This window comes from Rahnella sikkimica (assembly GCF_002951615.1).
Classification (GTDB): domain Bacteria; phylum Pseudomonadota; class Gammaproteobacteria; order Enterobacterales; family Enterobacteriaceae; genus Rahnella; species Rahnella sikkimica.
In genome coordinates this window covers 2,683,629-2,709,888 of the sequence record NZ_CP019062.1, presented here as the reverse complement: position 1 = coordinate 2,709,888, position 26,260 = coordinate 2,683,629, and the positions used below count along the sequence as shown (strand labels likewise).

The 26,260-nt window shown below is 54.9% G+C and carries 26 protein-coding genes; 21 read left to right on the top strand and 5 right to left on the bottom strand.

From position 1 onward, the window contains the following. Positions 1–201 precede the first annotated feature (201 nt). The 13 genes from gcvT to BV494_RS12540 all read left to right on the top strand — a co-directional run bounded on the left by gcvT (position 202) and on the right by BV494_RS12540 (position 14,721). Positions 202–1,299 carry a glycine cleavage system aminomethyltransferase GcvT gene (gcvT, locus tag BV494_RS12600; protein WP_104923182.1) on the top strand — a complete coding sequence of 366 codons (1,098 nt, stop codon included), beginning with the start codon at positions 202–204 and terminating at the stop codon, positions 1,297–1,299. 53 nt (positions 1,300–1,352) lie between these two features. Next, on the top strand, positions 1,353–1,739 hold the full coding sequence (gene gcvH / locus BV494_RS12595) for a glycine cleavage system protein GcvH (RefSeq protein ID WP_104923181.1): 387 nt from the start codon (positions 1,353–1,355) through the stop codon (positions 1,737–1,739). A 109-nt stretch (positions 1,740–1,848) separates the two neighbouring features. Next, positions 1,849–4,722: an aminomethyl-transferring glycine dehydrogenase gene (gene gcvP / locus BV494_RS12590; RefSeq protein ID WP_104923180.1), complete on the top strand. Its 2,874-nt coding sequence runs from the start codon at positions 1,849–1,851 to the stop codon at positions 4,720–4,722. A gap of 205 nt (positions 4,723–4,927) precedes the next feature. Then, entirely contained in the window at positions 4,928–5,674 is a 747-nt protein-coding gene (locus tag BV494_RS12585) for an SDR family oxidoreductase (RefSeq protein WP_104923179.1), read from the top strand. 330 nt (positions 5,675–6,004) lie between these two features. Beyond that, a complete protein-coding gene (locus BV494_RS12580) occupies positions 6,005–6,862 on the top strand; it encodes a DeoR/GlpR family DNA-binding transcription regulator (RefSeq protein WP_104923178.1) in 858 nt (285 codons plus the stop codon). Between the two features lie 18 nt (positions 6,863–6,880). After that, positions 6,881–7,867, top strand: coding sequence for a substrate-binding domain-containing protein (locus BV494_RS12575; protein ID WP_439958361.1), 987 nt, complete (start codon positions 6,881–6,883; stop codon positions 7,865–7,867). 2 nt (positions 7,868–7,869) lie between these two features. Beyond that, positions 7,870–9,402 carry a sugar ABC transporter ATP-binding protein gene (locus BV494_RS12570; protein ID WP_104923177.1) on the top strand — a complete coding sequence of 511 codons (1,533 nt, stop codon included), beginning with the start codon at positions 7,870–7,872 and terminating at the stop codon, positions 9,400–9,402. Next, positions 9,395–10,384 (top strand): ABC transporter permease, encoded by a 990-nt coding sequence (locus BV494_RS12565; RefSeq protein WP_104923176.1) that lies wholly within the window; start codon positions 9,395–9,397, stop codon positions 10,382–10,384. Before BV494_RS12570 ends, BV494_RS12565 begins: the two co-directional genes overlap by 8 nt. Positions 10,385–10,446: 62 nt before the next feature. Further along, a complete protein-coding gene (locus BV494_RS12560) occupies positions 10,447–11,484 on the top strand; it encodes an ABC transporter permease (protein WP_192938164.1) in 1,038 nt (345 codons plus the stop codon). A gap of 50 nt (positions 11,485–11,534) precedes the next feature. Continuing rightward, positions 11,535–12,215, top strand: a complete 681-nt coding sequence (gene alsE, locus BV494_RS12555; protein ID WP_104923174.1) for a D-allulose 6-phosphate 3-epimerase — start codon at positions 11,535–11,537, stop codon at positions 12,213–12,215. 15 nt (positions 12,216–12,230) lie between these two features. Continuing rightward, positions 12,231–13,163 carry an allose kinase gene (gene alsK / locus BV494_RS12550; RefSeq protein ID WP_104923173.1) on the top strand — a complete coding sequence of 311 codons (933 nt, stop codon included), beginning with the start codon at positions 12,231–12,233 and terminating at the stop codon, positions 13,161–13,163. Further along, positions 13,160–14,092 (top strand): ribokinase, encoded by a 933-nt coding sequence (gene rbsK / locus BV494_RS12545; protein WP_104923172.1) that lies wholly within the window; start codon positions 13,160–13,162, stop codon positions 14,090–14,092. The genes alsK and rbsK overlap by 4 nt, the downstream gene beginning before the upstream one ends. Before the next feature lie 146 nt (positions 14,093–14,238). Continuing rightward, positions 14,239–14,721, top strand: coding sequence for an Hcp family type VI secretion system effector (locus BV494_RS12540; protein ID WP_104923171.1), 483 nt, complete (start codon positions 14,239–14,241; stop codon positions 14,719–14,721). 24 nt (positions 14,722–14,745) lie between these two features. Here the strand turns inward: BV494_RS12540 and BV494_RS12535 are convergent, their stop codons facing one another. Further along, positions 14,746–15,066 (bottom strand): DUF1493 family protein, encoded by a 321-nt coding sequence (locus BV494_RS12535; RefSeq protein ID WP_226789973.1) that lies wholly within the window; start codon positions 15,064–15,066, stop codon positions 14,746–14,748. Beyond that, positions 15,051–15,503, bottom strand: a complete 453-nt coding sequence (locus BV494_RS12530) for an STM2901 family protein (RefSeq protein ID WP_104923170.1) — start codon at positions 15,501–15,503, stop codon at positions 15,051–15,053. Before BV494_RS12530 ends, BV494_RS12535 begins: the two co-directional genes overlap by 16 nt. Positions 15,504–15,937: 434 nt before the next feature. Here BV494_RS12530 and BV494_RS12525 point away from each other — a divergent pair, with 434 nt between their 5' ends. From BV494_RS12525 to BV494_RS12500, 6 genes are all read left to right on the top strand, one after another. Next, positions 15,938–16,252, top strand: coding sequence for a hypothetical protein (locus tag BV494_RS12525; RefSeq protein ID WP_104923169.1), 315 nt, complete (start codon positions 15,938–15,940; stop codon positions 16,250–16,252). A 155-nt stretch (positions 16,253–16,407) separates the two neighbouring features. After that, positions 16,408–17,280, top strand: coding sequence for a carbohydrate ABC transporter permease (locus BV494_RS12520; RefSeq protein WP_104923168.1), 873 nt, complete (start codon positions 16,408–16,410; stop codon positions 17,278–17,280). Next, positions 17,270–18,154 (top strand): carbohydrate ABC transporter permease, encoded by an 885-nt coding sequence (locus tag BV494_RS12515; RefSeq protein WP_101075372.1) that lies wholly within the window; start codon positions 17,270–17,272, stop codon positions 18,152–18,154. Before BV494_RS12520 ends, BV494_RS12515 begins: the two co-directional genes overlap by 11 nt. A gap of 11 nt (positions 18,155–18,165) precedes the next feature. Beyond that, entirely contained in the window at positions 18,166–18,990 is an 825-nt protein-coding gene (gene gpdQ / locus BV494_RS12510; RefSeq protein ID WP_104923167.1) for a glycerophosphodiester phosphodiesterase GpdQ, read from the top strand. A 2-nt stretch (positions 18,991–18,992) separates the two neighbouring features. After that, positions 18,993–20,093, top strand: a complete 1,101-nt coding sequence (locus tag BV494_RS12505; protein WP_192938162.1) for an ABC transporter ATP-binding protein — start codon at positions 18,993–18,995, stop codon at positions 20,091–20,093. Between the two features lie 20 nt (positions 20,094–20,113). Beyond that, the gene (locus tag BV494_RS12500; RefSeq protein ID WP_104924790.1) at positions 20,114–21,418 is read left to right on the top strand and encodes an ABC transporter substrate-binding protein; all 1,305 of its coding nucleotides are present in this window, start codon (positions 20,114–20,116) and stop codon (positions 21,416–21,418) included. Positions 21,419–21,557: 139 nt separating this feature from the next. On the opposite strand, the gene BV494_RS12495 is transcribed toward BV494_RS12500, so the two are convergent. After that, entirely contained in the window at positions 21,558–22,166 is a 609-nt protein-coding gene (locus BV494_RS12495) for an HD domain-containing protein (RefSeq protein WP_104923165.1), read from the bottom strand. A gap of 348 nt (positions 22,167–22,514) precedes the next feature. Between BV494_RS12495 and trhA the strand changes: the two genes are divergently transcribed. Beyond that, the gene (trhA, locus tag BV494_RS12490; RefSeq protein WP_104923164.1) at positions 22,515–23,159 is read left to right on the top strand and encodes a PAQR family membrane homeostasis protein TrhA; all 645 of its coding nucleotides are present in this window, start codon (positions 22,515–22,517) and stop codon (positions 23,157–23,159) included. 56 nt (positions 23,160–23,215) lie between these two features. On the opposite strand, the gene BV494_RS12485 is transcribed toward trhA, so the two are convergent. Continuing rightward, the gene (locus tag BV494_RS12485) at positions 23,216–24,496 is read right to left on the bottom strand and encodes a lysine N(6)-hydroxylase/L-ornithine N(5)-oxygenase family protein (RefSeq protein ID WP_104923163.1); all 1,281 of its coding nucleotides are present in this window, start codon (positions 24,494–24,496) and stop codon (positions 23,216–23,218) included. Positions 24,497–24,647: 151 nt separating this feature from the next. Between BV494_RS12485 and BV494_RS12480 the strand changes: the two genes are divergently transcribed. Then, positions 24,648–25,529, top strand: coding sequence for a PhzF family phenazine biosynthesis protein (locus BV494_RS12480; protein ID WP_104923162.1), 882 nt, complete (start codon positions 24,648–24,650; stop codon positions 25,527–25,529). Between the two features lie 2 nt (positions 25,530–25,531). Here the strand turns inward: BV494_RS12480 and BV494_RS12475 are convergent, their stop codons facing one another. Beyond that, positions 25,532–26,230, bottom strand: a complete 699-nt coding sequence (locus BV494_RS12475; protein ID WP_104923161.1) for a DJ-1/PfpI family protein — start codon at positions 26,228–26,230, stop codon at positions 25,532–25,534. Between the last annotated feature and the right edge of the window lie 30 nt (positions 26,231–26,260).

The window sequence follows — 26,260 nt, the reverse complement described above, 5'->3', positions numbered from 1 at the left end:
TAGATTTTGCGCCACAAACCCCAGTTTACCAGTCAAAAACTCTGCACAATGCCCCTGAGAAATTACTGACATTCGTTCTGCTCCGCATATTTTATCTTATGGTTAGCAGCGAGATTCAGTGGTAAGTTCAGATGAAGGGTATCGTTTGCGCTCCCTGTCATTTTTACATTTTCAGGCAGCCTTTTCGTCATGAGGAATAAGATGGTTAAGCAGACTCAGCTTTATGAACAACACGTGGCGTGCGGTGCGCGTATGGTCGATTTCCACGGCTGGATGATGCCTTTGCATTACGGCTCGCAGCTGGATGAGCACCACATTGTGCGTCAGGACGCCGGTATGTTTGACGTCTCTCACATGACCATCGTTGACCTTCACGGCGCACGGACCCGCGAATTCCTCCGTTACCTTCTGGCGAATGACGTCGCCAAACTCACCGTTCCGGGCAAAGCCCTTTACACCGGTATGCTGAATGCGTCCGGCGGCGTGATCGACGACCTGATTGTTTACTTCCTCACTGAAGATTATTTCCGCCTGGTGGTGAATTCCGCGACCCGCGAAAAGGATCTGGCATGGATTTCGCAGCATGCAGAACCGTACGGCATCGAACTGACCGTGCGTGATGACTTAGCGCTGGTTGCCGTTCAGGGGCCGCAGGCGAAAGAAAAAGCCGAAACGCTGTTCACTGCAGAACAAAAACATGCCGTCGCTGGCATGAAACCGTTCTTCGGCGTGCAGGCGGGCGACCTCTTTATTGCCACCACCGGCTACACCGGCGAAGCAGGCTATGAAATCGCACTGCCGCAAGAGCAGGTTGCTGATTTCTGGCAGAAATTACTGGCCGCGGGCGTTAAACCGGCCGGGCTCGGCGCGCGTGACACGCTGCGTCTGGAAGCGGGCATGAACCTTTACGGTCAGGAAATGGATGAAGGCGTTTCACCGCTGGCGGCCAATATGGGCTGGACTATCGCCTGGGCACCGGAAGACCGCAACTTTATTGGCCGTGACGCACTGGAAAGACAGCGCGAGCAGGGCACCGAACAACTTGTCGGTTTAGTGATGACAGAGAAAGGGGTGCTGCGCAACGAACTGCCGGTGCGATTCACCGACGGCGCGGGCAATACGCTGGAAGGCGTGATCACCAGCGGCTCCTTCTCCCCGACTCTCGGCTACAGTATTGCGCTGGCACGCGTTCCGGCGGGCATTGGCGACAACGCTATTGTCCAAATCCGTAACCGCGAAATGCCGGTAAAAGTCACCAGGCCAGGCTTTGTCCGTAACGGCAAACCGCTGGCGCAGTAACCCATTCGTTTAACTGATTTATAAAAATTCAAAACGTTTTCAGGAGATTAAAGATGAGCAATGTGCCAGCAGATTTGAAATACGCATCTTCCCACGAGTGGGTGCGTTCAGAAGGCAACGGCGTTTACACCGTAGGGATCACCGAACACGCACAGGAATTACTGGGCGATATGGTCTTTGTCGACCTGCCTGAAGTGGGCCGTGAAGTGGCCGCTGGCGAAGACTGCGCGGTAGCGGAATCCGTTAAAGCGGCGTCCGATATTTACTCCCCAATCAGCGGCGAAATCGTGGCGGTGAACGGCGAACTGGAAGGTTCTCCGGAGCTGGTCAACAGCGCGCCGTATGGTGAAGGTTTCCTGTTCCAGATTAAAGCCTCCGACGAAGCCGAACTGGCTAACCTGCTGGATGCCGAAGCCTACTCAGCTTCAATCGAAGAGTAATCAAGACTGCCATATCCGCCCCGCAACCCGTTTGCGGGGCGAATTCAAGACCCGTAGCTTTTGTCAGTATCCCAAGACACCTCCAGCAGATTTCAGGAATGCGTAGCAAATGACTCAGACTCTCAGCCAACTCGAAAACAACGAAGCCTTTATCGGCCGTCACATTGGTCCGTCTTCTCAGCAGCAGCAACAGATGCTGGAAACGGTCGGTGCAGACTCGTTAAACGCGCTGATCCAGCAGATCGTTCCGGTCGATATCCAGCTGCCGGGGCCACCAGCCGTCGGCGATGCCGTGACAGAACATCAGGCGCTGGCTGAGCTGAAAGCCATTGCCAGCCAGAACCAGCGTTATAAATCCTACATTGGTATGGGTTACAGCGCGGTACTGACGCCGCCGGTTATCCTGCGTAACATGCTGGAAAATCCGGGCTGGTACACCGCGTACACGCCATATCAGCCGGAAGTGTCTCAGGGCCGTCTCGAAGCGCTGCTCAATTTCCAGCAACTGACGCTGGATCTGACCGGTCTGGATCTGGCTTCTGCGTCCTTGCTTGATGAAGCGACTGCCGCCGCCGAAGCCATGGCGCTGGCGAAACGCGCCAGCAAACTGAAAGATGCCAACCGTTTCTTCGTGGCGGATGACGTACATCCGCAAACGCTGGACGTTGTGCGCACCCGTGCGGAAACTTTCGGCTTTGACGTTATCGTTGATAAAGCAGAAAAAGTGCTCGATCTGGAAGGCGTGTTCGGCGTGCTTTTACAACAGGTCGGCACCACCGGTGAAGTTCACGATTACACCGCGCTGCTGGGCGAGCTGAAATCCCGCAAAATTGTGACCAGCGTTGCCGCTGATATTGTGGCGCTGGTTCTGCTGGCCGCGCCGGGCAAACAGGGCGCTGACGTGGTCTTCGGTTCCGCGCAACGCTTTGGTGTGCCGATGGGCTACGGCGGCCCGCACGCCGCGTTCTTCGCCTGTATCGACGAATTCAAACGCTCCATGCCGGGCCGTATTATTGGTGTTTCCCGCGATGCCGCTGGGAAAACCGCGCTGCGTATGGCGATGCAGACCCGCGAGCAACATATCCGCCGCGAAAAAGCCAACTCCAACATTTGTACCTCGCAGGTTTTACTGGCGAATATTGCCAGCCTGTATGCGGTATTCCACGGCCCTGAAGGCCTGAAACGCATTGCGTCACGCATTCACCGTCTGACTGACATTCTGGCCTCTGGCCTGAAACAGGGCGGTCTGACACTGCGTCACAACACCTGGTTTGATACGCTGACCGTTGAAGTCAAAGACAAAGCTGCCGTGCTGGAACGTGCGCTGAGCTTTGGTCTGAACCTGCGCACCGACATTCACGGTGCCGTAGGCGTGACGCTCGACGAAGCGACGTCCCGTGAAGACGTGCAGATCCTGTTCGCCGCCCTGCTGGGTGACGACAACGGTCTGGACATCGACAAACTGGACAAAGCCGCCTCGACCGACAGCAACTCGATCCCTGCCGCGATGCTGCGTGTGGATCCGATCCTGACGCACCCGGTCTTCAATCAGTATCACAGCGAAACCGAGATGATGCGTTACATGCACCGTCTGGAGAAAAAGGATCTGGCGCTGAATCAGGCCATGATCCCGCTGGGTTCCTGCACCATGAAACTGAATGCGGCGGCCGAAATGATCCCAATCACCTGGCCGGAATTTGCTGAACTGCACCCGTTCTGCCCGACAGAACAGGCCGCCGGTTATCAGCAAATGATTGGTCAGTTGTCGCAATGGCTGGTGCAACTGACCGGTTACGACGCGGTGTGTATGCAGCCAAACTCCGGTGCGCAGGGCGAATATGCGGGCCTGCTGGCTATCCGTCGTTACCACGAAAGCCGTAACGAAAGCAGCCGTCACATCTGCCTGATCCCTAGTTCAGCGCACGGCACCAACCCGGCTTCCGCCCAGATGGCGAGCATGACGGTGGTCGTGGTGGCCTGTGACAAGCAGGGCAACATTGATCTGAGCGATCTGCGTGAGAAAGCTGCGCAAGCGGGCGATGCGCTGTCCTGCATTATGGTCACTTACCCTTCCACGCACGGCGTTTACGAAGAAACCATCCGTGAAGTTTGCCAGATTGTGCATCAGTACGGTGGTCAGGTTTACCTTGATGGCGCGAACATGAACGCCCAGGTCGGCATCACCACGCCGGGTTATATCGGCGCGGACGTTTCGCACCTTAACCTGCATAAAACCTTCTGCATCCCGCACGGCGGTGGCGGTCCGGGTATGGGCCCGATCGGCGTGAAAGCGCATCTGGCACCGTTTGTTCCGGGCCACAGCGTCGTGCAGATTGACGGCGTGCTGACGCAAAACGGCGCAGTTTCTGCGGCACCGTTTGGCAGCGCGTCTATCCTGCCCATCAGTTGGATGTACATCCGCATGATGGGCGCGGAAGGTTTGAAGCAAGCCAGCCAGGTCGCGATCCTGAATGCGAACTACATTGCTACCCGTCTGAAAGACGCGTATCCGGTGCTCTACACCGGCCGCGATGGCCGCGTGGCGCACGAATGTATTCTGGATATCCGTCCGCTGAAAGAGACCGTGGGTATCAGCGAAATGGACATCGCCAAGCGTCTGATCGACTACGGTTTCCACGCGCCAACCATGTCATTCCCGGTTGCGGGTACGCTGATGGTTGAACCGACCGAATCCGAAAGCAAAGTGGAGCTGGATCGCTTTATCGATGCGCTGCTGGCCATCCGCGGTGAAATCGACCGCGTAGCGAAAGGCGAATGGCCGCTGGCCGATAACCCGCTGGTGAACGCACCGCACGTACAAAATGAGCTGGTGAACGAGTGGAACCACCCGTATACCCGCGAAGTGGCTGTGTTCCCGGCAGGTGATGAGAATAAATACTGGCCGACGGTGAAGCGTCTCGATGACGTTTACGGCGACAGGAACTTGTTCTGTTCATGTGTGCCGATGAGTGATTACGAGTAAGGCCTGAACCGGCTTCGAACGGCTCCCTCCCCTGCGAAGGGGAGGGTTGGGGTGGGGTATTACATCAAAATTCATAGATAGAAGTTTCCCCAAATTATTGTTTTTTCTGCTAACCCCCTCCCAACCTCCCCCTTCGCAGGGGGAGGAGCAAATCAACGTCACATCCCTCCCAAATCTCCGGCACTTTCCAAAAGGAGCTCCCTCTATGAACAGCGTTGCGTTAGTTACCGGCGGTAGCCGCGGTATCGGCCGTGCAACCGCGATCCTCCTCGCGCAGCAAGGTTACGCCGTCGGTGTCAACTATCTGAATAACAAAACCGCCGCGCAATCCGTCGTTGATGAAATTCAACAGGCCGGTGGCAAAGCCATCGCCCTTCAGGCTGATATTGCCGACGAAACTCAGGTGGTCGCGATGTTTAAACGCCTGGGCGAAGAACTCGGGACAATCACCGCGCTGGTGAATAATGCCGGAATTCTGTTCCAGCAGACGACGATTGAAAACCTCTCGGCAGAGCGGATTAATAAAGTGCTGTCCACCAACTTGACGGGCTATTTTCTGTGCTGCCGCGAGGCGGTGAAAATCATGTCGCACCGGCACGGCGGAAAGGGCGGGACGATTGTGAATGTCTCCTCGGCGGCTGCCCGTCTGGGTGCGCCGGGCGAATATGTCGATTACGCCGCCTCAAAAGGTGCGGTGGATACCCTGACCACCGGTCTGGCGCTGGAAGTGGCGGCCTACGGTATTCGCGTTAACTGCGTACGGCCCGGTCTGATTTATACCGAAATGCACGCCAGCGGCGGTGAGCCGGGACGCGTTGACCGCGTGAAGGCCAATTTGCCGATGCAGCGCGGCGGCCAGCCGGAAGAAGTCGCGCAGGCGATTTACTGGTTGCTCTCCGATTCCTCCTCCTACGTCACCGGCAGCTTTCTCGATCTGGCGGGTGGCAGATAAAAATTTCTTCGAATGCACAAGCGCCTGAGGGCGCTTTTTTTATGTCCAAACGGTCAACTCCACACAAACGGTCATAACCGGTCATTGGAAACCACGAGGAATTGTGACCGTTTGCAAAACTGTTGCTGTCTTGTTGCAACGCAAATGACGATTTAATGCCGTTCCCGCCACAGATCCAAACTTTAACATTTCATCTTTTCTCACCTTTTCGTGACAACTATCACATGACGGCGGTGGCGAAAAATGCACACAGCCGCGTTTGAGGCACTGCGCATTCCACAACCAACGGGCTGCGTATCCTGTTTGACATCGGGAAAGAGGAAACACCCCATGCTGCCTGTAGAGCGACATCGTTTTATTACCGAAATTCTCACCCAGCGCGGACGCATTCTGGTGCAGGAAGTCGCGCAGTTATGCCGTATCTCGCTGGAAACGGCGCGGCGGGATCTGGCGCTGCTGGAAAAGCGTGGCGTGCTGTTACGCAGCCACGGCGGCGCGGTCTTTACGGAACATTCGGCGGGCGAAAAGACCTATGTGCCGTCGCAGATTGAACAGGGCGAATCGTTTCGTGACCGCAGCAATCAGTCACCGGACAGCAAAATGCGCATCGCCAAACGCGCGCTGCAACTGATTAATCCGGGGGATTGTCTGCTGCTCGACAGCAGTTCGACAAGCTGGTATCTGGCGCGCCAGTTGCCCGATATTCAGCTGGTGGTGCTGACCAACTCGGTGCAGATCATCCAGACGCTGTCGGTGAAAGCCAATGTGCGCACCATCGGTTTAGGCGGTGAATATTCGGCGAAATACGAAGATTTCGTCGGCGTGCTGGCCGAGCAAATGCTGAAAGAGTTCGTCATCAACAAACTGTTTTTCTCGTGCCACGGCATCAGCCACGAAGGCGGGATCCGTGAAAGCAACGAGCATCACGCGCGGCTGAAACAGCAAATGCTGCTTTCCTCCGAGCACAAAATTTTGCTGGCTGACGCCAGCAAATTCGGCCGCCGCTCTTTTGCGCGGATCTGCCACTACCGGGAAATCGACACACTGATAACAGACCATCTCGAGGATGAGGAATTCCGCCAGGAACTGGCCTGGAGCAACGTTAACGTGATTGAAGTTTCTCCGTCACCCCTACAGAAAAAAACTAAAAACAACCGCAACGGCCCGTTTGCTGCGGTAAATAACTGACCTCCCAGGAGAGTAAACATGATCAAGAAATCCGTTCTTGCCTGCCTGTTCGCCACAGCCATGTTGTCCCTGTCAGCACACGCCGCTGACAAAATTCGCATGGGCGTGGTGGTGAAAGTCGGCGGTAACGCCTGGTTCAACGCGATGGAAGCCGGGATCAAAAGCGAAGCGGCGAAACGCGGGATCGACGCATGGCAGGTCGGCCCGACCAGCGCCGATCCGGCCTTGCAGGTGCGTGCGATTGAAGATCTGATCGCCCAGAAAGTGGATGTGATCGGCGTGGTGCCCAACGATGCCCGCGTGCTGGAGCCGGTGCTGAAACGCGCACACGACGCCGGGATCAAAGTCATCGTGCATGAATCGCCGGATCAGAAATACGCCGACTGGGATTTTGAAATGGTCGACGCCACGCAGCACGGCATTACCCACATGGTCGCCCTCGCACAATGTATGAAAGAAAAAGGCGATTACGCGGTGTTCGTCGGCAGCCTGACCGTGCCTCTGCATCAGAAATGGGCCGACGCGGCCATCAATTATCAGAAAGAACATTACCCGAACATGCATCTGGTCGGCGACAAATTCGGTGTCGGCGAATCACTTGATGACAGCATCCGTACCACCAACGACCTGATGTCCAAAGATGCCAACCTGAAAGGCATTCTGGCGATCGGTTCACAAGGCCCGATCGGCGCAGGCCGCGCGGTGCTTAACCGCGGCAAAACCGATGATATCTGCGTCTTCGGGCCATTCAGTCCGGGTCAGGGCGCAAGTCTGGTGAAAGCCGGTGCCATCAAAGGCGGCTTTATCTGGAACCCGATGGTGGCCGGTGAAGTCTTCGTACGCATCGCCGAGAAGCTGGAAAAAGGCGAAAAAATCACTGACGGCATGACCATCGAAGGCATGGGCAAAGTGAAAGTCGATGAAGCCACGCGCACCATTCTGGGCAACGAAACCGAAAGTCTGGATAAAGCGAACCTGCCGAAACTGGTCAAAATGGGGCTGTAATCATGGCAATCTCCGAGATCATTCAAACAGACAACACGCCGCTGATTGATGTACAGAATCTGTCGGTGACCTTTGGCGGACAGCGCGCGCTTAACGACATTTCCCTGCGGCTGATGCCGGGGGAAGTTCACTGCCTGGCGGGCACCAACGGCTGCGGTAAAAGTACGTTGATCAAAGTGATCTCGGGGGTTTATCAGCCGGACAACGGTTGCCGGATCACGCTGGGTTCTGCCACGCAAGGGCTTCAGACGTTCAGCAAACTCAGCCCGGATCAGGCGCGGCAGTTTGGCGTTCAGGTGATCTATCAGGATCTGTCGCTGTTTCCGAACCTGAGCGTGTTTGAAAACATCGCGTTCGACCACAACCTGCAAGGGCTGATGGGCTGGTATCGCCCGTCACGCCTGCGCAACACCGCGCAGCGCATCCTGACCGAGCTTAATTACACCTTAGATCTCGACAGCAAAGTGTCGGCGCTGCCGATTGCCCAGCGCCAGCAGGTGGCAATTTGCCGCGCGCTGGTCGCCGATGCGCGGTTAGTCATTATGGATGAACCGACCGCCTCGCTGACCCGCACCGAAGTGAATCAGCTGCTGCGCACCGTGCATTACCTGAAAAACAAAGGCATCAGCGTGGTGTTCGTCAGCCATCGTCTCGATGAAGTGCTGGAGATTTCCGACAGCGTGACGGTCATCCGTGACGGCAAAAAAGTCGGCACCTTCCCGGCCTCGGAAGTCAGCAGCGAACGCCTGACCGAGCTGATGACCGGCCTCAAACTCGATTACCGCCTGAAAGCCGCCAACATGAATGACGAACGCATCATGCTGGAAGCCGACAAACTCACACGCGAAGGCCAGTACCACGACGTCAGTTTCAAGCTGCACGCTGGCGAAGTGCTTGGCCTGTGCGGCCTGCTTGGTTCCGGGCGCACCGAACTGGCACTCAGCTTGTTCGGTATGACCAAACCGGACAGCGGCAAAATCTACCTCGACAGCAAACCGGTACGTTTTCGCAGCCACGAAGATGCGATCAAATCCGGCATCGGTTATGTCTCGGAAGACAGGCTGACGCTGGGACTGATCCAGCAGCAATCGGTCGGCGACAACACTGTGCTGGCGATCATGGATCAGCTGCGAAGCCGTTTTCATCTGATCGACGAATACCGCAAAAACAAGATCATCCAGCAGTGGATCGAAAAACTCGGCGTCAAAGTCGAGAACCCGGATCAGGCGATTTCCACGCTGTCCGGCGGCAATCAGCAAAAAATCGTGCTGGCAAAATGGGTGCTGACGCAGCCGAAAATCCTGATCCTCGATTCACCCACCGTCGGCGTGGACGTCGGCGCGAAAGCCAGTATTTATCAGCTGGTGCATCAGCTGGCGGAAGGGGGCATTTCGATCCTGCTGATTTCCGACGAAGTGCCGGAAGTGTATTTCAACTGCGACCGCGTGCTGCATTTCTCCGAAGGCACGGTGAAGGGCGAATATCTTCCGGGCGCGATGACTCAGCAACAGCTTGCGGAGGCGGTCAATGCTTAAGCTCAGCCGGTTACGCCCGTCCAGCAACGAAGGTTATTTAGCCTGGGTTTTGCTGGTGGTTATCGTCACGTTTTCCCTGCTCACCAATCAGTTTCTGACGCTTCAGAACCTGCTCGATCTGACCGAAAGCTACGCCGTCAGTGGCATTTTTGCACTCGGCTTATTTGTGGTGCTAGTCACCGGTGGCATTGATATTTCCTTCGCGGCGGTCGCTTCCGTCGTGCAGTACCTCATCGCCACGCTGGCCATTCATTACGGCCTGAGCAGCCCGACCGGCAGCATTTTACTGGCGATCGCCATCGGCACCGTCCTCGGGATGATCAACGCCATCCTGATCTACTGTCTGCGTATCGTCTCGATCATCGTCACCATCAGCATGCAGTCGCTGCTGTTCGGCATGTTGATGTGGCTGACCAACGGCACCAGCCTCTACGACCTGCCGGACTGGCTGACCACGCCGATCCGCGTCCTGCCGTTCAGCGTCGGCGAGCAGCATTATCAGATTGGCCTGCCGGTTGTCGTGATGCTGGCGGTGGCAGCGCTGAGCTGGATTTTACTCAACAAAACGCATCTGGGCCGTCAGCTGTTTGCGGTCGGCGGTGATCAGGAATCCGCACGCCGCATTGGCATCCGCGTTGGTCTGCTGCACCTGTTTGCCTACGGCTATCTCGGCGCAATGGCGGCGATTGGCGGGCTGGTTCAGGTCTACCGCGTCGGCGAAGTGGTGCCGAATGCGCTGGTCGGCGGCGAGCTGGATGTTCTGGCTGCTGCGGTGCTCGGCGGCGCCAGCCTTAACGGCGGCAAAGGCAGCGTGGTCGGCACACTGATGGGCGTGTTCCTGATTGGCGTGCTGAAAAACGGCCTCAACCTGATTGGCGTCTCCAGCTACTTCATGAATATCGTCATCGGCGTGGTGATTGTCGCGGCCATCACCGTCACCCATTACAAGAAACGCAAAGAAACCGAAGTCGGCTTCGCCTGAGGAAAACCGCTATGTTCGCGAAAAGCAGAAATGTGAATCTTAAAGCCCGGCCACGGCTGAAAATGGCTTCCCTGAAAATAGCTTCCCTGAAAATAGACAGCACCACACTGGGATTATCGCTGTTGCTGCTGGTGGTCATTATCGGTTTCAGCCTGGCGATGCCGGGGCGATTTTTCAGTGACGCCACCTTTATGAGTGTCGCGTTTCAGCTGCCGGAACTCGGTTTGCTGACGCTGGCGATGTTTATCCCGATCCTCAGCGGCGGCCTGAACCTGTGCATTATCGCCACCGCTAACCTGACCAGCCTGCTGATGGCGTGGGTGTTTCTGACCTGGCTGCCGCCCGATGCCAGCATGGCGATGCAGGCGGTCTGGCTGACGGTGGCGCTGGTCGGCGCAATGATTTTGGCGCTGGTCATCGGCATGCTGACCGGTGCGCTGGTGGCCTACGTCGGCGCGCATCCGATTCTGGTCACGCTCGCCACCATGACGATGGTGAACGGCGTCGGTATCTATCTTTCACGCGGCGCGGCCATCAGCGGTATGCCTGACATCGTGCGCTTTATCGGCGCGGAAACGCTGCTCGGCGTACCGGTTCCGCTGATTATCTTCCTGCTGACGGCGGTGCTCATCGCAGTATTCCTCGAACGCACGCGCCTGGGCAAATACATCTACATGAGCGGCAGCAACATCAACGCCACCCATTTCAGCGGCGTCAACACGCACCGCGTGCTCATCGCCATCTATGTGATTTCCAGCATGTTATGCGTGATTGCCGGACTGGTGATGATGGCGCGCTTCAACTCGGCGCGTATGGGCTACGGCGATTCTTACCTGCTGCTGACCGTGCTGGCGATCATTTTAGGCGGCACCGACCCGAACGGCGGATTCGGCAAAGTGGCGGGCGTGGTGCTCTCGCTGATTGTCCTCCAGGTGATTTCCACCGGCCTGAACCTGATGAACGTCAGCCCGCATTTCAGCCTGGCGATGTGGGGCGCGGTACTGATTGTGGTGCTGGCGCTGAAATTCTTCCGTGCCCGTTTCCTGCAAAAACGCGCAGGACGCATGAGCGCCGCGAAAGCGCGGGCTGCACAACCTTAATCCTTATTTTTAAAGCTTATTTTCATAGCCTCTGACCTTAGGAAAACATCATGGAATACAAAATTTCTCCGTCGCTGATGTGCATGAGCCTGATAGACATCAAACAGCAACTGGAGGTGCTGAACCGCCGCGCTGACATGCTGCACATCGACATCATGGACGGCCATTACGTCAAAAACATCACGCTGTCGCCGTTCTTTATCGAACAGATCCGCCCGCATACGCCGCTGATTCTGGACGTGCATATGATGGTGGAAAATCCGTCCGACTTTATCGAACCGATAGCCAGAGCCGGTGCCGATTTCATCTGCCCGCACGCCGAAACCATCAACCGCGACGCGTTCCGCATCATCAACCAGATCCGTTCTCTGGGCAAAAAGGTCGGCGTGGTACTTAACCCTGCGACGCCGGTGGAATACATCCAGCACTATATTCATCTGCTGGATAAAATTACCGTCATGACTGTCGATCCGGGCTACGCCGGGCAGCCGTTCATCCCGGAAATGCTGGGGAAAATTGCCCAGTTGCGCGATCTCAAACAGCAAAAAGGCTACCGCTATCTGATCGAAATCGACGGATCCTGCAACCTGCGGACGTATCAGGATCTGATGTCTGCGGGCGCGGAAGTGTTGATCGTCGGCAGTTCGGGCCTGTTTACGCTCGACAGCGATCTGGATATTGCCTGGGACAAAATGCTCGATCAGATGCGTCAGGCGCGTCACGCAGCCTGAGGGCAGGAGAGCCGTATGCCGCATTTTCTTGGAGTGGACGTCGGGGGCACCAATACCCGTTTAATGCTGATGGACAGCCAGCAAAATTTTCGCGGCTACCACAAAACCCCGACGCAAAGTTGGGCAGGGCAAAGCGATCCGCTGAGCGGGCTGGAAACGCTGATCCGCGGGTATCTGGATGCGCAGGATCCGCATCATCAGGTGGCGCAGGTGATGCTCGGTTTGCCGGGGATCTTATCCCGTGACCGGCAAACCGTGTTATCGCTGCCGTTTATATCTGCGCTGGATAATCAGCCGGTCGCGGAGCAGCTTGCGCAGCGGCTACATCTGCCGGTGACGATGGATAAAGACGTTAACCATCTGATGTGGTGGGATTTACTTCAGCACGACACGCTGCCAGATGTCGCCGTCGGCCTGTATCTGGGCACCGGTCTGGGCAACAGTTTGTGGATCAACGGTGATTTTTACCACGGCGCACACGGCGGCGCGGGCGAACTCGGGCACATTCCGCTGGCAGGCAATCCGCTGCTGTGCCCTTGCGGCAAAACCGGGTGCGTCGAAACACTGACGTCCGGCAACTGGTTGACCGGCTGGGCGCGGCAGCACGCACCGCAAACGCCGTTCGCCGAACTGTTTGTGCGTCATGCAGAACATGTGGATTTAACCGAATTTGTAGCGCGTCTGGCGCGAACGGTCGCCAGTGAAATGAACATTCTGGACCCGAAATATCTGGTGCTCGGCGGCGGCGTGCTGGCGATGGAGAGTTTCCCGCTGGCGCAGCTCGAACAGCAGTTGCGCAGTCATCTGCGCAGCCCGTATCCGGCGAACGGACTGAAGATCCACTTCAGCGCCGTCACCGATGAGACCGGCTGTCGCGGTGCCTGTCTGGCCGCACAACGCGTTTTTCAGTCGCAGTCGCGACCGTTTTCTTTCAGGAGAGAGGCATGAAAAAAGGCAAGGTATGCGTATTTGGTTCTTTCAACCTCGACATCGTCGCTGGCATGGCGCGTTTCCCCAAACCGGGAGAATCCCTGATTGCGCGCAACAGCATGATGGGCGCGGGCGGGAAAGGCGCGAACCAGGCGGTCGCCGCGCTGCGCGCCGGTGCGCGGGTGCATTACATCGGGAAAGTCGGGCGCGATGACTTCGGCATGTTCGCCCGCCGCCATCTCGACAACGCCGGTTTCGACGCCGTTACGCTGTTTTCCACCAGCGAATGCCCGACCGGCAACGCGCTGATTTACGTCGCCGGTGCGGACGCGGAAAACATGATAGCCGTTGATCCGGGCGCAAACCTGACGGTCACCGACGAAGAAGTCGAACAATGCCGCCCGGCGGTAGCCGCCGCCGATATCCTGCTGACGCAGCTGGAAAATAACCTTCCGGCTATCGAAAAACTGATCAACATCGCCAGGGAAAACGGGACGTACATTATCCTCAACCCCGCGCCGTTTCAGCCGGTTTCCGACCACCTGCTGGCGCAGGTCGATTTGCTCACGCCAAATGCCACCGAATGCACATTGCTGACCGGCATTGAGGTGCATGACATTCCTTCCGCCCAGCTCGCCGCCCACGCGCTGCACGCCAAAGGCATTCAGGCATTGATCGTCACGCTCGGCACGCAGGGCGCGCTGCTCTCCGTCAATGGCGAAACGCAGATCATCGCCGCCTGCCCGGCCACACCGGTCGATACCACCGGCGCAGGCGATGCCTTCAACGGCGCATTAGCCTCGCAACTCGCCGCCGGTTCCACGCTCTCCGAAGCCGCGCAATTTGCCTCCGCCTACGCGTCTGTTTGTGTGGAAAGAGCAGGGGCTGCGGCATCGATGCCGACCTATGAAGAAGCAAGGGAAAGGATGGGTGTTGGTGTGGTTTGACTGGGTTTTCTTCAGCAAAAAAGAGCGTGCGCGACGTATAAGTAATTAGTATAAGTTATTGTAATAAATGAAATTAAATGGTTTTTTTCTTGTGATTAAACAGGGCTGGAGTAAGTTAGCCATAACTTTTATAAGGAGATAGAAAAATGGCTATTCCAGCTTACCTGTGGCTAAAAGATGATGGCGGCGCCCTGATTAAGGGCGCGGTGGACGTCAAAGACAGAGAATACAGTATTGAAGTTAAAGGGTTTCATCATAACGTGATGATCCCAACGGACAGTGCCACCGGAAAAGTAACGGGTACACGGATGCATTCATCCATGCTCGTCGTGAAAGATTTCGATTCATCGAGCCCGTATCTCTATAAGGCAGTTGCGACGGGCCAAAATCTCGAATCCGCGGAAATTCGCTGGTACCAGATTAACGATGCCGGACAAGAAGTTGAATACTTCAATATGATGTTAGAAAAGGTTCGTATTGTTTCAATATCCCCAACGATGGGGGCTTCTGATAATCCAAATGATAATCACATGGAATCTGTTGAACTGCGGTATGAAAAAATTACGTGGAAACATAACGACGGGAATATTATTTTCTCTGATGCATGGAACGACCGCCAGACGGCATAAATAAGAAAGGGGCCATTACGCCCCTTACTGATATAACCATTTCCCCGCTTTTGCTGATTCAATAATCATTTCTACCGTGAGAGGTTTATATTCTTTTCGTTGGAATTTTTTCCACAATAACCAAACAGGCCATTCAGGTTCGAAGTAATCATCGAGATTGAAATTTGAATAGTCGATATTATAGCGTCCGAAGAGGTCTAACAGCATATCTTCAATATCTTCCGGCAACATATTAAAGTATTGCTGGAACGTCCAATCTTTCTGCGCCGGTTTCTTTAACTCGCTGTAATTCTCAGTGATGTATTCGAGTATCTCGTTTTCATCAATCATCAGAATGACGGCCATGTGATGCGATCTTCAGGTCTTGCAATCAGATCGAATTTATCGCGAGTTTTCTTAGCAACGATCATCATTGTGATATAGGCCTGGGCATAGCCTGATACCGCCATCCATCGCGCAATAAAAGCCCCGACATAAGGCGTCCTGCGAATTTCCCCAAAACCTATTGGTGCCATATATCGTTTACCATTCTTGAAGCGCATATTTTTGAAAATCCTCCTGCACATCTTAGACGCAATGCTCGTACATTTCGTTGAATTGCCCAACACTTTGGATTTTGGAATTATTGCAGCCCCAGAAAACATAAGTGCCGCAGCGGTTGTTTCCATTCCTGTCTGATTTGAGAATTCCTCAATCAGAATCAGGAAAAATAGCTCCTGAACAGTCACGTTCTCATGCCCATGATAAAAATACGTCCCGTTTAGCTCTTCTGTTGTATCCATTACCTATGTTCCCTTTTCGCATACGAGGATCGCGATAGTACCACTTAAGAATGGGCATTAAATTAGTAAGGCAGATAGGTTCAATTCTTCCTGGCAGAGGAGGGAGCAGACGTCATTCCTGCGAGACGCCTTCCAAATATTGAAGTAACTTCCTGTAAATCCATACAGTCTGTTTCATTGGCAAAATCATCGGAATATAGTCACCTCGCTGCGGCAAAATCCGTAGCCGGAATTAGCGTTCTGATCACATCTCTTGGCGGCATATGTAATAATGCTGTTCGCTTTGACTCACCCCAAATTATGGTGGCTCAGGCGGGGGCTTCTTAGGAAGCGCCGGTTTTCCGAGAGTGCCGGTAACGCTAACCCTGTCTGAGCTGCCACCCGATATTAGCGTTTCGAGTGGCCGAAATTAAATTCACTCTCGAGGTTTTAAAATGACAACCACCGAAACCCAGCACCCTGAAAACTCCATCACCGCTTTTCGCACTTTGATTTCCGATCTGGATCTCAGCCACTTCACCGAACCCCAGCTTTATGATCTTGGCGCGGTCGCCTCTGAATCTGCCGAAGGCCTTTGCCACGGTTTGCTGTGCCTGAGCGAAGGGCTGGAAAGCGGGGAGCTGTTGCCGCCGGAAGGCGTAGCGCAGGTGAGCGCATATATCAAAGCCACGGCGCATGTTTTGCCTGCCCTGTTTGAGTTGTCGGAAAAAGCCGGGAACGCGCTGGCGAGGTGTGAAGTTCAGGGTTAACGCTTTTAAGACCGGCAATATGCCGGTCTTTTCATCCTCATTTGTTCAGTAACATTCGCTTAATTTTCATTCAAATAACCATCACATAACCGCCATGTAACTGACACACATTCCCGACAGGATAGGCACCTTATTTGGCTGACCGGTATCCTGTAATGCGCCGTTTGTTGTTTCCTTATCTTGTTCTGCTGCCGACGCTGATTTTTCTGTTTCTTTTCACCTATTACCCTTTATTCCAGTCGGCGATGGACAGCCTTTTTGACAGCCGTCTGTCGTCGGACGCGCCGCCGTTTGTGGGTCTGCAAAACTATCTGCGTCTGGTTCAGGACTCCGTTTTCTGGCGTGCGCTGCTCAATAATCTGGCTTACATCCTGATGACCGTGATCCCCGGTATCGTGCTGGCGCTGCTGCTGGCCGTTGCGCTGTGGGAAAACACCTCGCTTAACCGCTGGCTGCGTACCGCGTTTTTCTTCCCGATGATCATTCCTTTGGTCAGCGCCGCCACCTTATGGCTGTTCATTTTTATGCCCGGCATGGGGCTGCTTGATTACTACCTGGCGAAAATGTTCGGGCCGATGAATAACAACTATCTCGGCATGAGTAACAGCGCGCTGATTGCCCTGAGCGTGATCGGCGTGTGGAAATTCGCCGGTTATTACATGCTGTTTTTCCTCGCCGGATTGCAGTCGATTCCCGCTTCTGCCCGAGAAGCGGCGCTGATGGAAGGGGCATCGCGCCCGCAGGTTTTCTTCTACGTCACGTTGCCGCTGCTGCGCCCGACCATCAGTTTTGTGGTCACGATTGCGCTGATTTACTCGATTACTCAAATTGATCACGTCGCCGTGATGACGCAGGGCGGGCCGAATAACGCCACCACCGTGCTGCTGTATTACATCCAGAGTCTTGCCAACGACACACACGATTTAGGCAAAGCGTCTGCGGCGACCTTCCTGACGCTGGTGCTGTTGTTTGGTTTTTCGATGCTCAATCTGCGCGTACTGGAAAGAGGGGCTCACTATGAGCGTTGAAACATTGATGACTCAAAAATCACGCGCCGTACCGCGTTCTTCCGGGCTGCTGCTGCGCGGTGCCCGTCGTTCGACGTTGCCGGTTCTGCTGCTCTGCGCCGCCTTTCTGTGGATGGCTCCGTTCCTGTGGATGCTGTCGTCGGCTTTCAGTGAAAGCAGCTTCGGGCCGGATATGGCCTCGCTGTTGCCGCGTTTCCCGCTGACGCTGCAAAACTTCCGTGATGCCTGGGACAGCGCCGACTGGCTGCGGCTTTACGCCAACACCATTTTCTTCTCGTTCGGCACGTTTCTGGTTCAGCTGGTAACGATTACCACCGCCGGTTACGTCTTCGCGTATCACGAATTTCGCGGCAAACAGACGCTGTTCTACCTGCTGCTTATCCAGCTGATGATCATGCCGGTCATCATGATGGTGCCGAACATGATGATCCTCAAACAGTTCGGGCTGCTCAACACATTGACCGGCGTGATGATGCCGTACTTCGCGTCGGCATTTGGCGTGTTCCTGATGCGTCAGGCATTTCTCAGTATCCCGCGTGAAATTGAAGAGGCCGCGCTGATGGAAGGCTGCCGCTGGTGGCAGGTGGTATTCCGCGTGCTGATCCCGATGTCATGGCCCGCCATTCTCGCTTTCGCGACGGTCAGCATTACCTATCACTGGAACGAATATCTCTGGCCGCTGATGGTGCTGAACGACCCGGACAAACAGGTGCTCACCGTCGGGCTGGTGTCCTTCGCGATGGGCGCGGAATCCGGCGGCCAGTGGGGATTAATTACTGCCGGAACGCTGATGGTGTGCCTGCCGCTGATGCTGGCGTTCATTATTTTTCAGAAACAGTTCCTGAAAAGCTTCGGTTTTTCGGGGATTAAATAAAGGAGTCTTCCATGTTTTTAGCTCAGATCTCTGACATGCACTTTCGCAGCCACGGCCGAATGTTGTATGACTTTATCGACGTAAACGGCTGTAACGCCGAAGTGGTCAGCCAGCTGAATGCGCTGGAAGAACAACCGGATGCAGTGGTGATCACCGGCGATATCGTTAACTGCGGCCTGCCACAGGAATATGAAGTGGCGCGCCGCACGCTGGGCAATCTGCGTTATCCGCTGTTTATCATTCCGGGCAATCACGATGACAAAGCGCAGTTTCTGGAAGCGCTTCATCCGCTGTGCCCTCAGCTCGGAAACGACCCGCAAAACATGCGTTACGCCATCGACGATTTCCCGATGCGTCTGCTGTTTGTGGATTCCAGCCTGGCCGGTGAATCGAAAGGTTATCTGACACTGGAAACGCTGGCGTGGCTGGAAGGCCAGCTGGAGCAGGGCGGTGACAAACCGACGGCGGTGTTTATGCACCATCCGCCGGTCAAAGTCGGTTCCGCGCAAATGGACGCGATTTCCTGTGAAAATGGTGACCAGTTGCTGGCGCTGATTGATCGTTTCCCGTCGCTGGTTCGCGTGTTCTGCGGCCATACGCACCGCCTGATTTTCACCCAGTACAAGCAGGCGATCATCACCACCATTCCCGGCACCGTGCACCAGGTTCCGTACTATCACCACAATCCGGCACCGTTCTATAACCTCGAACCGGCAGCCTGCGTGATGCACCGTCTGGTGGATAAAACCGGGCTGGTCAGTTATCTGCATCCGCTGTCGCAATATCCGGGGCCGTACCTTTACGACGCGCAAATCAGTTGCCCGGTGGATGATTAATGATGTCTGGCATTCGTCTCGAAAATATTAGCAAGCAGTTTGAAGGCAGTACGGCGGTGAATCAGCTTTCACTTGAGATTGCCGACGGCGAATTTCTGGTGCTGGTCGGGCCGTCGGGTTGCGGCAAAAGTACCTTGCTGCGCCTGCTGGCGGGTCTGGAAGAGGTCAGCGACGGGCGTATTTTGCTCGACGGAACTGACATCACTGCGCAGGCACCGCGTGAACGAAATTTCTCGATGATTTTCCAGAACTACGCGCTGTTTCCGCACATGACCGTTGAGCAGAACATTACGTTCGGCATGCGGATGCGCAATGAGCCGAAAGATCAGCATCAGGCGCGGGTCGACCGCGTGGCCGGATTATTGCAGCTGGAACCGTTGCTGAAACGCAAACCGGGCAAATTGTCCGGCGGTCAGCGTCAGCGCGTGGCGATGGCGCGGGCGATAGTGCGCGATCCGAAGTTATTTCTGATGGATGAACCCTTGTCGAACCTCGATGCGCGCCTGCGTACCGAAGTGCGCGACGGGATTATGCAGCTGCATCAGCAACTGAAAACCAGCACCGTGTACGTCACGCACGATCAGATGGAAGCCATGACCATGGCCGACCGGATTGCGGTGCTCGATAAAGGCCATCTGCAACAAATCGGCGCGCCGGAAACGCTGTATGCGCATCCGGCTAACCTGTTTGTTGCCGGGTTTATCGGTACGCCGTCGATGAATCTGTTTTTACTGCCGTGCGCCGCTGGCGTGCTGATCGTCGAAAACCAGCCGGTGCATTTGCCGCAAACTGACCACGCGCAGGCGCTTACTGACGTGTATCTGGGCATCAGACCCGAACACATCAGCGACCGGCCGGTGGAAGGCGAAAGCCTGCAATTGCAGGCCACGCTGACCTATCGTGAACTGCTCGGCGCGGAGTATCTCTGCCACGCCGATACCACGCTTGGCAAGATCCGATATGTCCGTAAAAACCAGCTGCGGGAAAATACCGGGGATATTCCACAACCCGGCGACCGCATCACTTTGCATTTCTCTTTGCACGACCTTCATCTTTTTTCAGGCCAAAACCAGCAAAACCTGCACCGGGAGAATTTTTTATGAGCAAACGCATGAATACCACAATGCGTAAAATAAGTGCGCTGACGCTCGCCATCGGCTTCATTGCCGCAGGCACGGCGTCCGCCAAAGAAAACATCGATTTCATGTTCCCTGCGCCGGTTGACGGCAAGCTGACCATGGAAATGACCCGCGTTATCAAAGAGTTCAACCAGTCACAGAATGATGTCGAAGTGCGCGGGATTTTCACCGGTAACTACGACACCACCAAAGTGAAAGCCGAAGCCGCCGCGAAATCCGGACAGCCCCCGGCGCTGGTGATCATGTCCGCCAACTTTACGGCGGATCTGGCGATCAAAAATGAAATCCTGCCGATGGACGAATTGTTCAAATTCGGCGACCAGAAAGCGACGCCATTTCTGACGCAAAACTTCTGGCCCGCCATGCGCCAGAACGCCCAGCTGAACGGCGTGACTTACGCCATTCCGTTCCATAACTCGACGCCCATTCTCTATTACAACAAAGACATGTTCGCCAAAGCCGGGATCACCGCGCCGCCAAAAGACTGGGATGAGTTGCTGGAAGATTCGAAAAAGCTGACCGATTCGGCAAAAGGCCAGTGGGGCATCATGTTGCCATCGACCAACGACGATTACGGCGCCTGGATCTTATCAGCGCTGGTGCGCGCCAACGGCGGCCAGTACTACAACGCCGATTATCCGGGCGAAGTGTATTACAACAAACCGTCCACGCTGGGCGCGCTGCACTTCTGGCAGAATCTGGTGTATCGCGACAAAGTAATGCCTTCCGGCGTGCTGAATTCCAAACAAATCAGCGCAGCGTTCTTCTCCGGCAAACTGGGGATGACAATGCTGAGCACCGGCGCGCTGGGCTTTATGCGTGAAAACACCAAAGATTTCGAACTGGGCGTGGCGATGATGCCTTCCAAAATCCGCAACGGCGTGACCATTGGCGGTGCGAGTCTGGTGAGCTTTAAAGGGATTTCCGACGACCAGAAAAAAGCAGCGTACCAGTTCCTGCAATATCTGGTCAGCCCGAAAGTGAACGGTGCCTGGAGCCGCTTTACCGGCTATTTTTCACCGCGTATGGCGTCTTATGACACACCGGAAATGAAGGATTATCTGGCGAAAGACCCGCGTGCGGCGATTGCGCTGGAACAGCTGAAATATGCGTATCCGTGGTATTCCACCTACGAAACCGTTGCGGTGCGTCAGGCGATGGAAAACCAGCTTGCAGCCCTGGTGAACGACGAAAAAATCACCCCGGAAGCCGCTGCCGAGCAGGCGCAGAAAGATGCCGATACCATTATGAAACCGTATGTCGATTCGACGGCGCTGACAGTGCCTTAAACTCCCTCCCCTGCGAAGGGGAGGGTTGGGGTGGGGTATTAAGGTCAAATTAAAACGTTAAAGTGTGCTTTGACAAACAGTTAGCCTGCAATACCCCCTCCCAACCTCCCCCTTCGCAGGGGGAGGCGCAGTTCAGGAATTACTTCAGCCACCCTTGCTGGTGGGCGTTATCCAGATGGCTGCGGATATGCAGCCACAGTTCCGGGTGGATCTCGGCGATAAAGGAATTACGCGCCAGAACCTGCTCCAGACGAATATTATTCTCTACCCAGCTCTGACCCTGATTATTCAGGTTCATGACCATCGGCATGACGCGGTCAATCACCAGCGCAAAGCGTGCTTCCGGCGTTTCACCGGCTTCGTATTCATTCCACAAATCTAAAAATTGTGTGCTCAGCGGCGCAGGCAGCAGGCCGAACAGGCGTTTGGCGGCGATCACTTCCTGATCGTGCACGGCAGCGCGGGCAGCGAGGTCATAAACGATGACGTCACCGGCGTCGATTTCCACGATGTCGTGAATTAACGCGATGCGGATGACTTTATTGATATCCACGCCTTCCGGTGCGAAAGGTGCCAGAGACAGGGCTGCAACGGCGAAATGCCAGCTGTGTTCCGCAGAGTTTTCCTGACGTTCTGTGCCCAGCACTTTAGTGCGGCGTTGCACGCTTTTCAGCTTGTCGATTTCCATCAGGAACTGAAAAACTTCGGTCATTGCGCCGAAATTCAGCGGGGAAGTAGCTACGGACATAGTCAAACCTTAGTCAAATTGACGACATTATGAAGGGCATTATCGGAGATTTCCGCTACACCTTAGTCCCTTGATGTAAAAAAATCATGTTTTTGGATGCGGAAAATGCCGCTGTCTTAATAATGTCATGCGGGTAAATTATAAACAAAGTGAATGAATTGAAGGGATTCCGGTCATTCTGGTAATGAAATGATGATCTGGCTAAGAGACTGTAACATCAGGAAATACTCAATTTAAGCGTACATGTGTACACTGGAATCGTTCTCAGTTAATCTCCTTATCGGCGCAATTTATAGACAACGCCGGATTAACGTTATTTTATTGTTTTGCTTTAAGGATTCTCATCGTATGGGTAAGTCATCACCACAGGGATATCCGTGGGCTGAAGAAATTGCCAACAGCCTGAGTCACGGCGTCGGATTGCTGTTTGGGATTGTCGGGCTGGTGTTATTGCTGGTGCAGGCGGTTAGCGAAAACGCCAGCGCAATGGCGATCACCAGTTACACGGTTTACGGCGGCAGCATGATTTTGCTGTATCTGGCCTCCACGTTGTATCACGCCATTCCGCATCAGAAAGCCAAATACTGGCTGAAAAAGCTCGATCACTGCGCGATTTATTTGCTGATAGCCGGAACCTACACGCCGTTCCTGCTGGTCGGGTTGAATTCTCCCCTGGCGAAAGGGCTGATGGCGGTGATCTGGGGACTGGCACTGTTTGGCGTGATTTTCAAACTGGCGTTTGCACACCGTTTTGAAGTGCTGTCGCTGATCACTTATCTGACCATGGGCTGGCTGTCGCTGATTGTGATTTATCAGCTGGCGACGACATTGTCTCTGGGTGGCGTTATTTTGCTGGCGTTGGGCGGCGTGGTGTACACGCTGGGCGTGATTTTCTATGCGTCTAAACGCTTTCGCTTTGGTCACGCTATCTGGCACGGCTTTGTGCTGGGCGGCAGTGCCTGCCACTTTATGGCGATCTACTTTTACGTGTAGATGAAACGGTCAGTAAAAATGAAAGCGGAGCCTGATGCTCCGCTTTTTTGTTTCCGCTATTCGCCTGACCACCATTGCACCAGTGACGGTACCGGGCGCAGATCGTAAAACGATTCACCCAGCAGATGATTCAGGATTTTGGCCGAACGCCACGCGGTCAGCGTCAGCTGGCCTTCGGCGCTGCCGTGACTGTGGATCCCCGCATTCACCGCGTAAATCCGGTTCTGTTCCGGGCCGTCCCAGCGCAGGTTGAAGTTAGGCTGTAATGGCAAATTCTGATCGTGGTCATACGGGATCCGGTCGAGCATCGGCGCGAGATAATCCGGTAAACCGGGGCGATAGCCGGTGGCCAGAATCACGATATCGCCGCTGAAATGCTCTTCGCATTGTTCAAGCCCATGTTTCGCCTGCAAACTGAAATCTCCGGAAGCGTTGCGGGCAATATGATCCAGCGCGCGGTGCGGCAGTAAACGCACGTTGCGTGGCTGATGCAACACGTCAAACCGGTGATACAGCTGCTTATAAATATCTTCCAGCGTGTGATAACTGATGCCGTCGGAAGGCAGTTTCTGCGTTCTGATCTCCTGCTCGCGCACGTCTTCCGGCAGCGTGTAGAAGTAATTCACATACTCGGGCGTGAAATATTCGTTGGTGAAAATCGATTCATCCAGCGGCTGAAAATTCGGTCGTCGCGACAACCAGCTCAGCTCCGCGAATTCCCCCCAGTGGCCGCTCAGCGCATTAAGAATAATGTCTGCGCCGCTCTGGCCACCGCCGACCACAATGACACGCTTGCCGGTGAAATCCGGTTCACGCAATTCAATTTCAGCCGCGTGAAAACAGTTTTCTCCCAGCGCCGCGCGTGCCGGTTTGGGGATCCACGGCGCATGGCCGGTACCGAGGCAAATATTGCGCGCGCGGTGTTCACCTTTCTCACTGCACACGACAAATTCCTGCTTTTTATCATCGAAATCAATGCGGTCAATCGGCTCGGAAAAATGCAGGCCGGGGATGCGATCACACGCCCAGCGCAGATAATCCGAAAATTCATCGCGGCTGATGATCAGCTGTTCGGTCGCCAGAAAACGGTAAATCTTCTTCTGCTCAACCAGATAGTTGATGAAGGAGAATTCGCTGCGCGGCGCGACCGTCGTCACCAGATCCTGCAAAACATAGGTTTGCATCGTGGCCGTCGGCAATAACATGCCGGGATGCCAGCTGAATTCCGGGTTGGCATCAAAAAAAGCCGTGTTCAGTTTTGCGGTATCTTTCGCCATGGCGGCCAGACTGAGATTAAACGGGCCGATGCCAATACCAATCAAATCCTTCGCGGGCATCTTTCTGTTCCTTATGGGTTTTAGAAAAACAGTGAGGTGCTTTAAGCATAGGTCAGCCACCGCAAGCTGACATTTTTCTCGAAATCCGAAAGAAAACTTCATAGACTCAGTCACTTCGCTCGTTTCCAAAAGATGAACAAAAGGATCCGTTATGACCCGTCTGCGCCGTTTTAAACAAGTTGATGTGTTTACCGCTGAGCCGCTGAAAGGCAACGCACTGGCCGTAATTCTGGATGCCGAAGGGCTGACCGACGCTGAAATGTTCGCGATGGCGCGCTGGACCAACCTGGCGGAAACGGCGTTTGTACTCAAACCGGAATCACCGGAAGCCGATTACCGCGTGCGTATTTTTACCACCGACAAAGAGCTGCCGTTTGCCGGACATCCGACGCTGGGCACGGCGTACGCGCTGTTGCAAAGCGGGCTGAAGCCTAAAAATCCGGGCCATCTGATACAGGAATGCGGCGTCGGGTTGGTTCGGGTCAATCAGCTGGCCGAAGGCGGGCAGGCGTTTTCCGCACCTCCGGCGAAGCTGAAGCCGCTGGCGGCAGAACATAATGCGTTGCTGGCAACCGCGCTACGCGGTGGCAAAATTCAGGCTGGCGTTACGCCGGTGGCGACGGATATGGGCATTATCTGGCTGGTTGTGCGTATGGAAAGTGCGCAGGATTGCCTGAATATCACAGCTGACGCAGCGGCCATCAGCGAGCTGCAAACGCGGCTCGGCGTGAACGGCATTGCGGTTTACGGCTTGCACGATAAAAACGGCCCGGCAGATTATGAAGTGCGGGCGCTGATCGACGAAGACGGCGTGATGAAAGAAGATCCGGTGACGGGCAGCGCGAATGCCTGTCTGGCGCGGGTGCTGAAGGCGGCGGGATTCCCGGACGGCGCTCACATGGCAGAAGGTTACCGCGTCCGTCAGGGCACTAAACTTCAGCGCGATGGCCGCGTGACGGTCACTTTCGTTGACGGCGAGCCGTGGATCGGCGGTGATACCTGTACGCTGATCGACGGCACGTTAGATCTCTGATATCAGTTGTTTTTCAGTAACTGGCGTCCGGCGGCTTCTGTCGCCAGACGTCTTTTCTCTATAAAAGGCGCTATTTGTTTTTTTGCCTGCTCAAGTATTTCCTCCGGTGCAACACGAGGCGAGCCGGAGGTGAATGGCGGTTCAGGATCGTATTCCATGTGCAATTGAATACTCTGAGCAATTTCTGCTCCATAGATATCCGCAATAACATTTAAGGCGAAATCAATGCCTGACGTTACTCCGGCACCCGTAATCCGGTTGCGATCCCTGACCACCCGTTCGTTAACGGGTTCAGCGCCAAGCAGCGTGAGCTGATCAAGTGAAGCCCAGTGAGTCGTGGCTTTATAGCCGCGTAGAAGCCCGGCTGCGCCGAGAACAAGAGAGCCGGTACAAACGGAGGTCACTAATTTCGCGTTTTCACTTTTGGTACGAATAAAAGAAAGCGTTTCATCATCGTCCATCAGATTTATTTGCCCCGGACCACCCGGTATGCAGATCACATCCAGCGCCGGGCATGTATCGAACGTGCAGGTCGGTAAAATGCCCATGCCACGATCGGATCTCACCGGATCCAATGTTTTCCAAATCAGATGAACGTTGGCATCGGGCGCTCTGGCAAACACTTCATATGGCCCCGTAAGATCAAGCTGAGTGAGTTCCGGGAAAAGCAGCATGCCTATCGATAAAGAAGATTCGCTCATTGAACCACCTCTGTAGTGTCAAAATATAAG

Excerpts from the sequence above, each read along its gene's own strand:
- gcvT (WP_104923182.1), top strand. The coding sequence starts at position 202 with ATGGTTAAGCAGACTCAGCTTTATGAACAACACGTGGCGTGCGGTGCG.
- BV494_RS12560 (WP_192938164.1), top strand. The coding sequence starts at position 10,447 with ATGGCTTCCCTGAAAATAGCTTCCCTGAAAATAGACAGCACCACACTG.
- BV494_RS12505 (WP_192938162.1), top strand. The coding sequence starts at position 18,993 with ATGTCTGGCATTCGTCTCGAAAATATTAGCAAGCAGTTTGAAGGCAGT.
- BV494_RS12535 (WP_226789973.1), bottom strand. The coding sequence starts at position 15,066 with ATGGCCGTCATTCTGATGATTGATGAAAACGAGATACTCGAATACATC.
- BV494_RS12495 (WP_104923165.1), bottom strand. The coding sequence starts at position 22,166 with ATGTCCGTAGCTACTTCCCCGCTGAATTTCGGCGCAATGACCGAAGTT.
- BV494_RS12525 (WP_104923169.1), top strand. The coding sequence starts at position 15,938 with ATGACAACCACCGAAACCCAGCACCCTGAAAACTCCATCACCGCTTTT.
- BV494_RS12480 (WP_104923162.1), top strand. The coding sequence starts at position 24,648 with ATGACCCGTCTGCGCCGTTTTAAACAAGTTGATGTGTTTACCGCTGAG.
- BV494_RS12485 (WP_104923163.1), bottom strand. The coding sequence starts at position 24,496 with ATGCCCGCGAAGGATTTGATTGGTATTGGCATCGGCCCGTTTAATCTC.
- BV494_RS12540 (WP_104923171.1), top strand. The coding sequence starts at position 14,239 with ATGGCTATTCCAGCTTACCTGTGGCTAAAAGATGATGGCGGCGCCCTG.
- gpdQ (WP_104923167.1), top strand. The coding sequence starts at position 18,166 with ATGTTTTTAGCTCAGATCTCTGACATGCACTTTCGCAGCCACGGCCGA.
- BV494_RS12520 (WP_104923168.1), top strand. The coding sequence starts at position 16,408 with ATGCGCCGTTTGTTGTTTCCTTATCTTGTTCTGCTGCCGACGCTGATT.
- trhA (WP_104923164.1), top strand. The coding sequence starts at position 22,515 with ATGGGTAAGTCATCACCACAGGGATATCCGTGGGCTGAAGAAATTGCC.
- BV494_RS12570 (WP_104923177.1), top strand. The coding sequence starts at position 7,870 with ATGGCAATCTCCGAGATCATTCAAACAGACAACACGCCGCTGATTGAT.
- BV494_RS12565 (WP_104923176.1), top strand. The coding sequence starts at position 9,395 with ATGCTTAAGCTCAGCCGGTTACGCCCGTCCAGCAACGAAGGTTATTTA.
- BV494_RS12585 (WP_104923179.1), top strand. The coding sequence starts at position 4,928 with ATGAACAGCGTTGCGTTAGTTACCGGCGGTAGCCGCGGTATCGGCCGT.
- gcvP (WP_104923180.1), top strand. The coding sequence starts at position 1,849 with ATGACTCAGACTCTCAGCCAACTCGAAAACAACGAAGCCTTTATCGGC.
- alsK (WP_104923173.1), top strand. The coding sequence starts at position 12,231 with ATGCCGCATTTTCTTGGAGTGGACGTCGGGGGCACCAATACCCGTTTA.
- BV494_RS12515 (WP_101075372.1), top strand. The coding sequence starts at position 17,270 with ATGAGCGTTGAAACATTGATGACTCAAAAATCACGCGCCGTACCGCGT.
- gcvH (WP_104923181.1), top strand. The coding sequence starts at position 1,353 with ATGAGCAATGTGCCAGCAGATTTGAAATACGCATCTTCCCACGAGTGG.
- BV494_RS12475 (WP_104923161.1), bottom strand. The coding sequence starts at position 26,230 with ATGAGCGAATCTTCTTTATCGATAGGCATGCTGCTTTTCCCGGAACTC.
- alsE (WP_104923174.1), top strand. The coding sequence starts at position 11,535 with ATGGAATACAAAATTTCTCCGTCGCTGATGTGCATGAGCCTGATAGAC.
- BV494_RS12575 (WP_439958361.1), top strand. The coding sequence starts at position 6,881 with ATGATCAAGAAATCCGTTCTTGCCTGCCTGTTCGCCACAGCCATGTTG.
- BV494_RS12580 (WP_104923178.1), top strand. The coding sequence starts at position 6,005 with ATGCTGCCTGTAGAGCGACATCGTTTTATTACCGAAATTCTCACCCAG.
- BV494_RS12500 (WP_104924790.1), top strand. The coding sequence starts at position 20,114 with ATGCGTAAAATAAGTGCGCTGACGCTCGCCATCGGCTTCATTGCCGCA.
- rbsK (WP_104923172.1), top strand. The coding sequence starts at position 13,160 with ATGAAAAAAGGCAAGGTATGCGTATTTGGTTCTTTCAACCTCGACATC.
- BV494_RS12530 (WP_104923170.1), bottom strand. The coding sequence starts at position 15,503 with ATGGATACAACAGAAGAGCTAAACGGGACGTATTTTTATCATGGGCAT.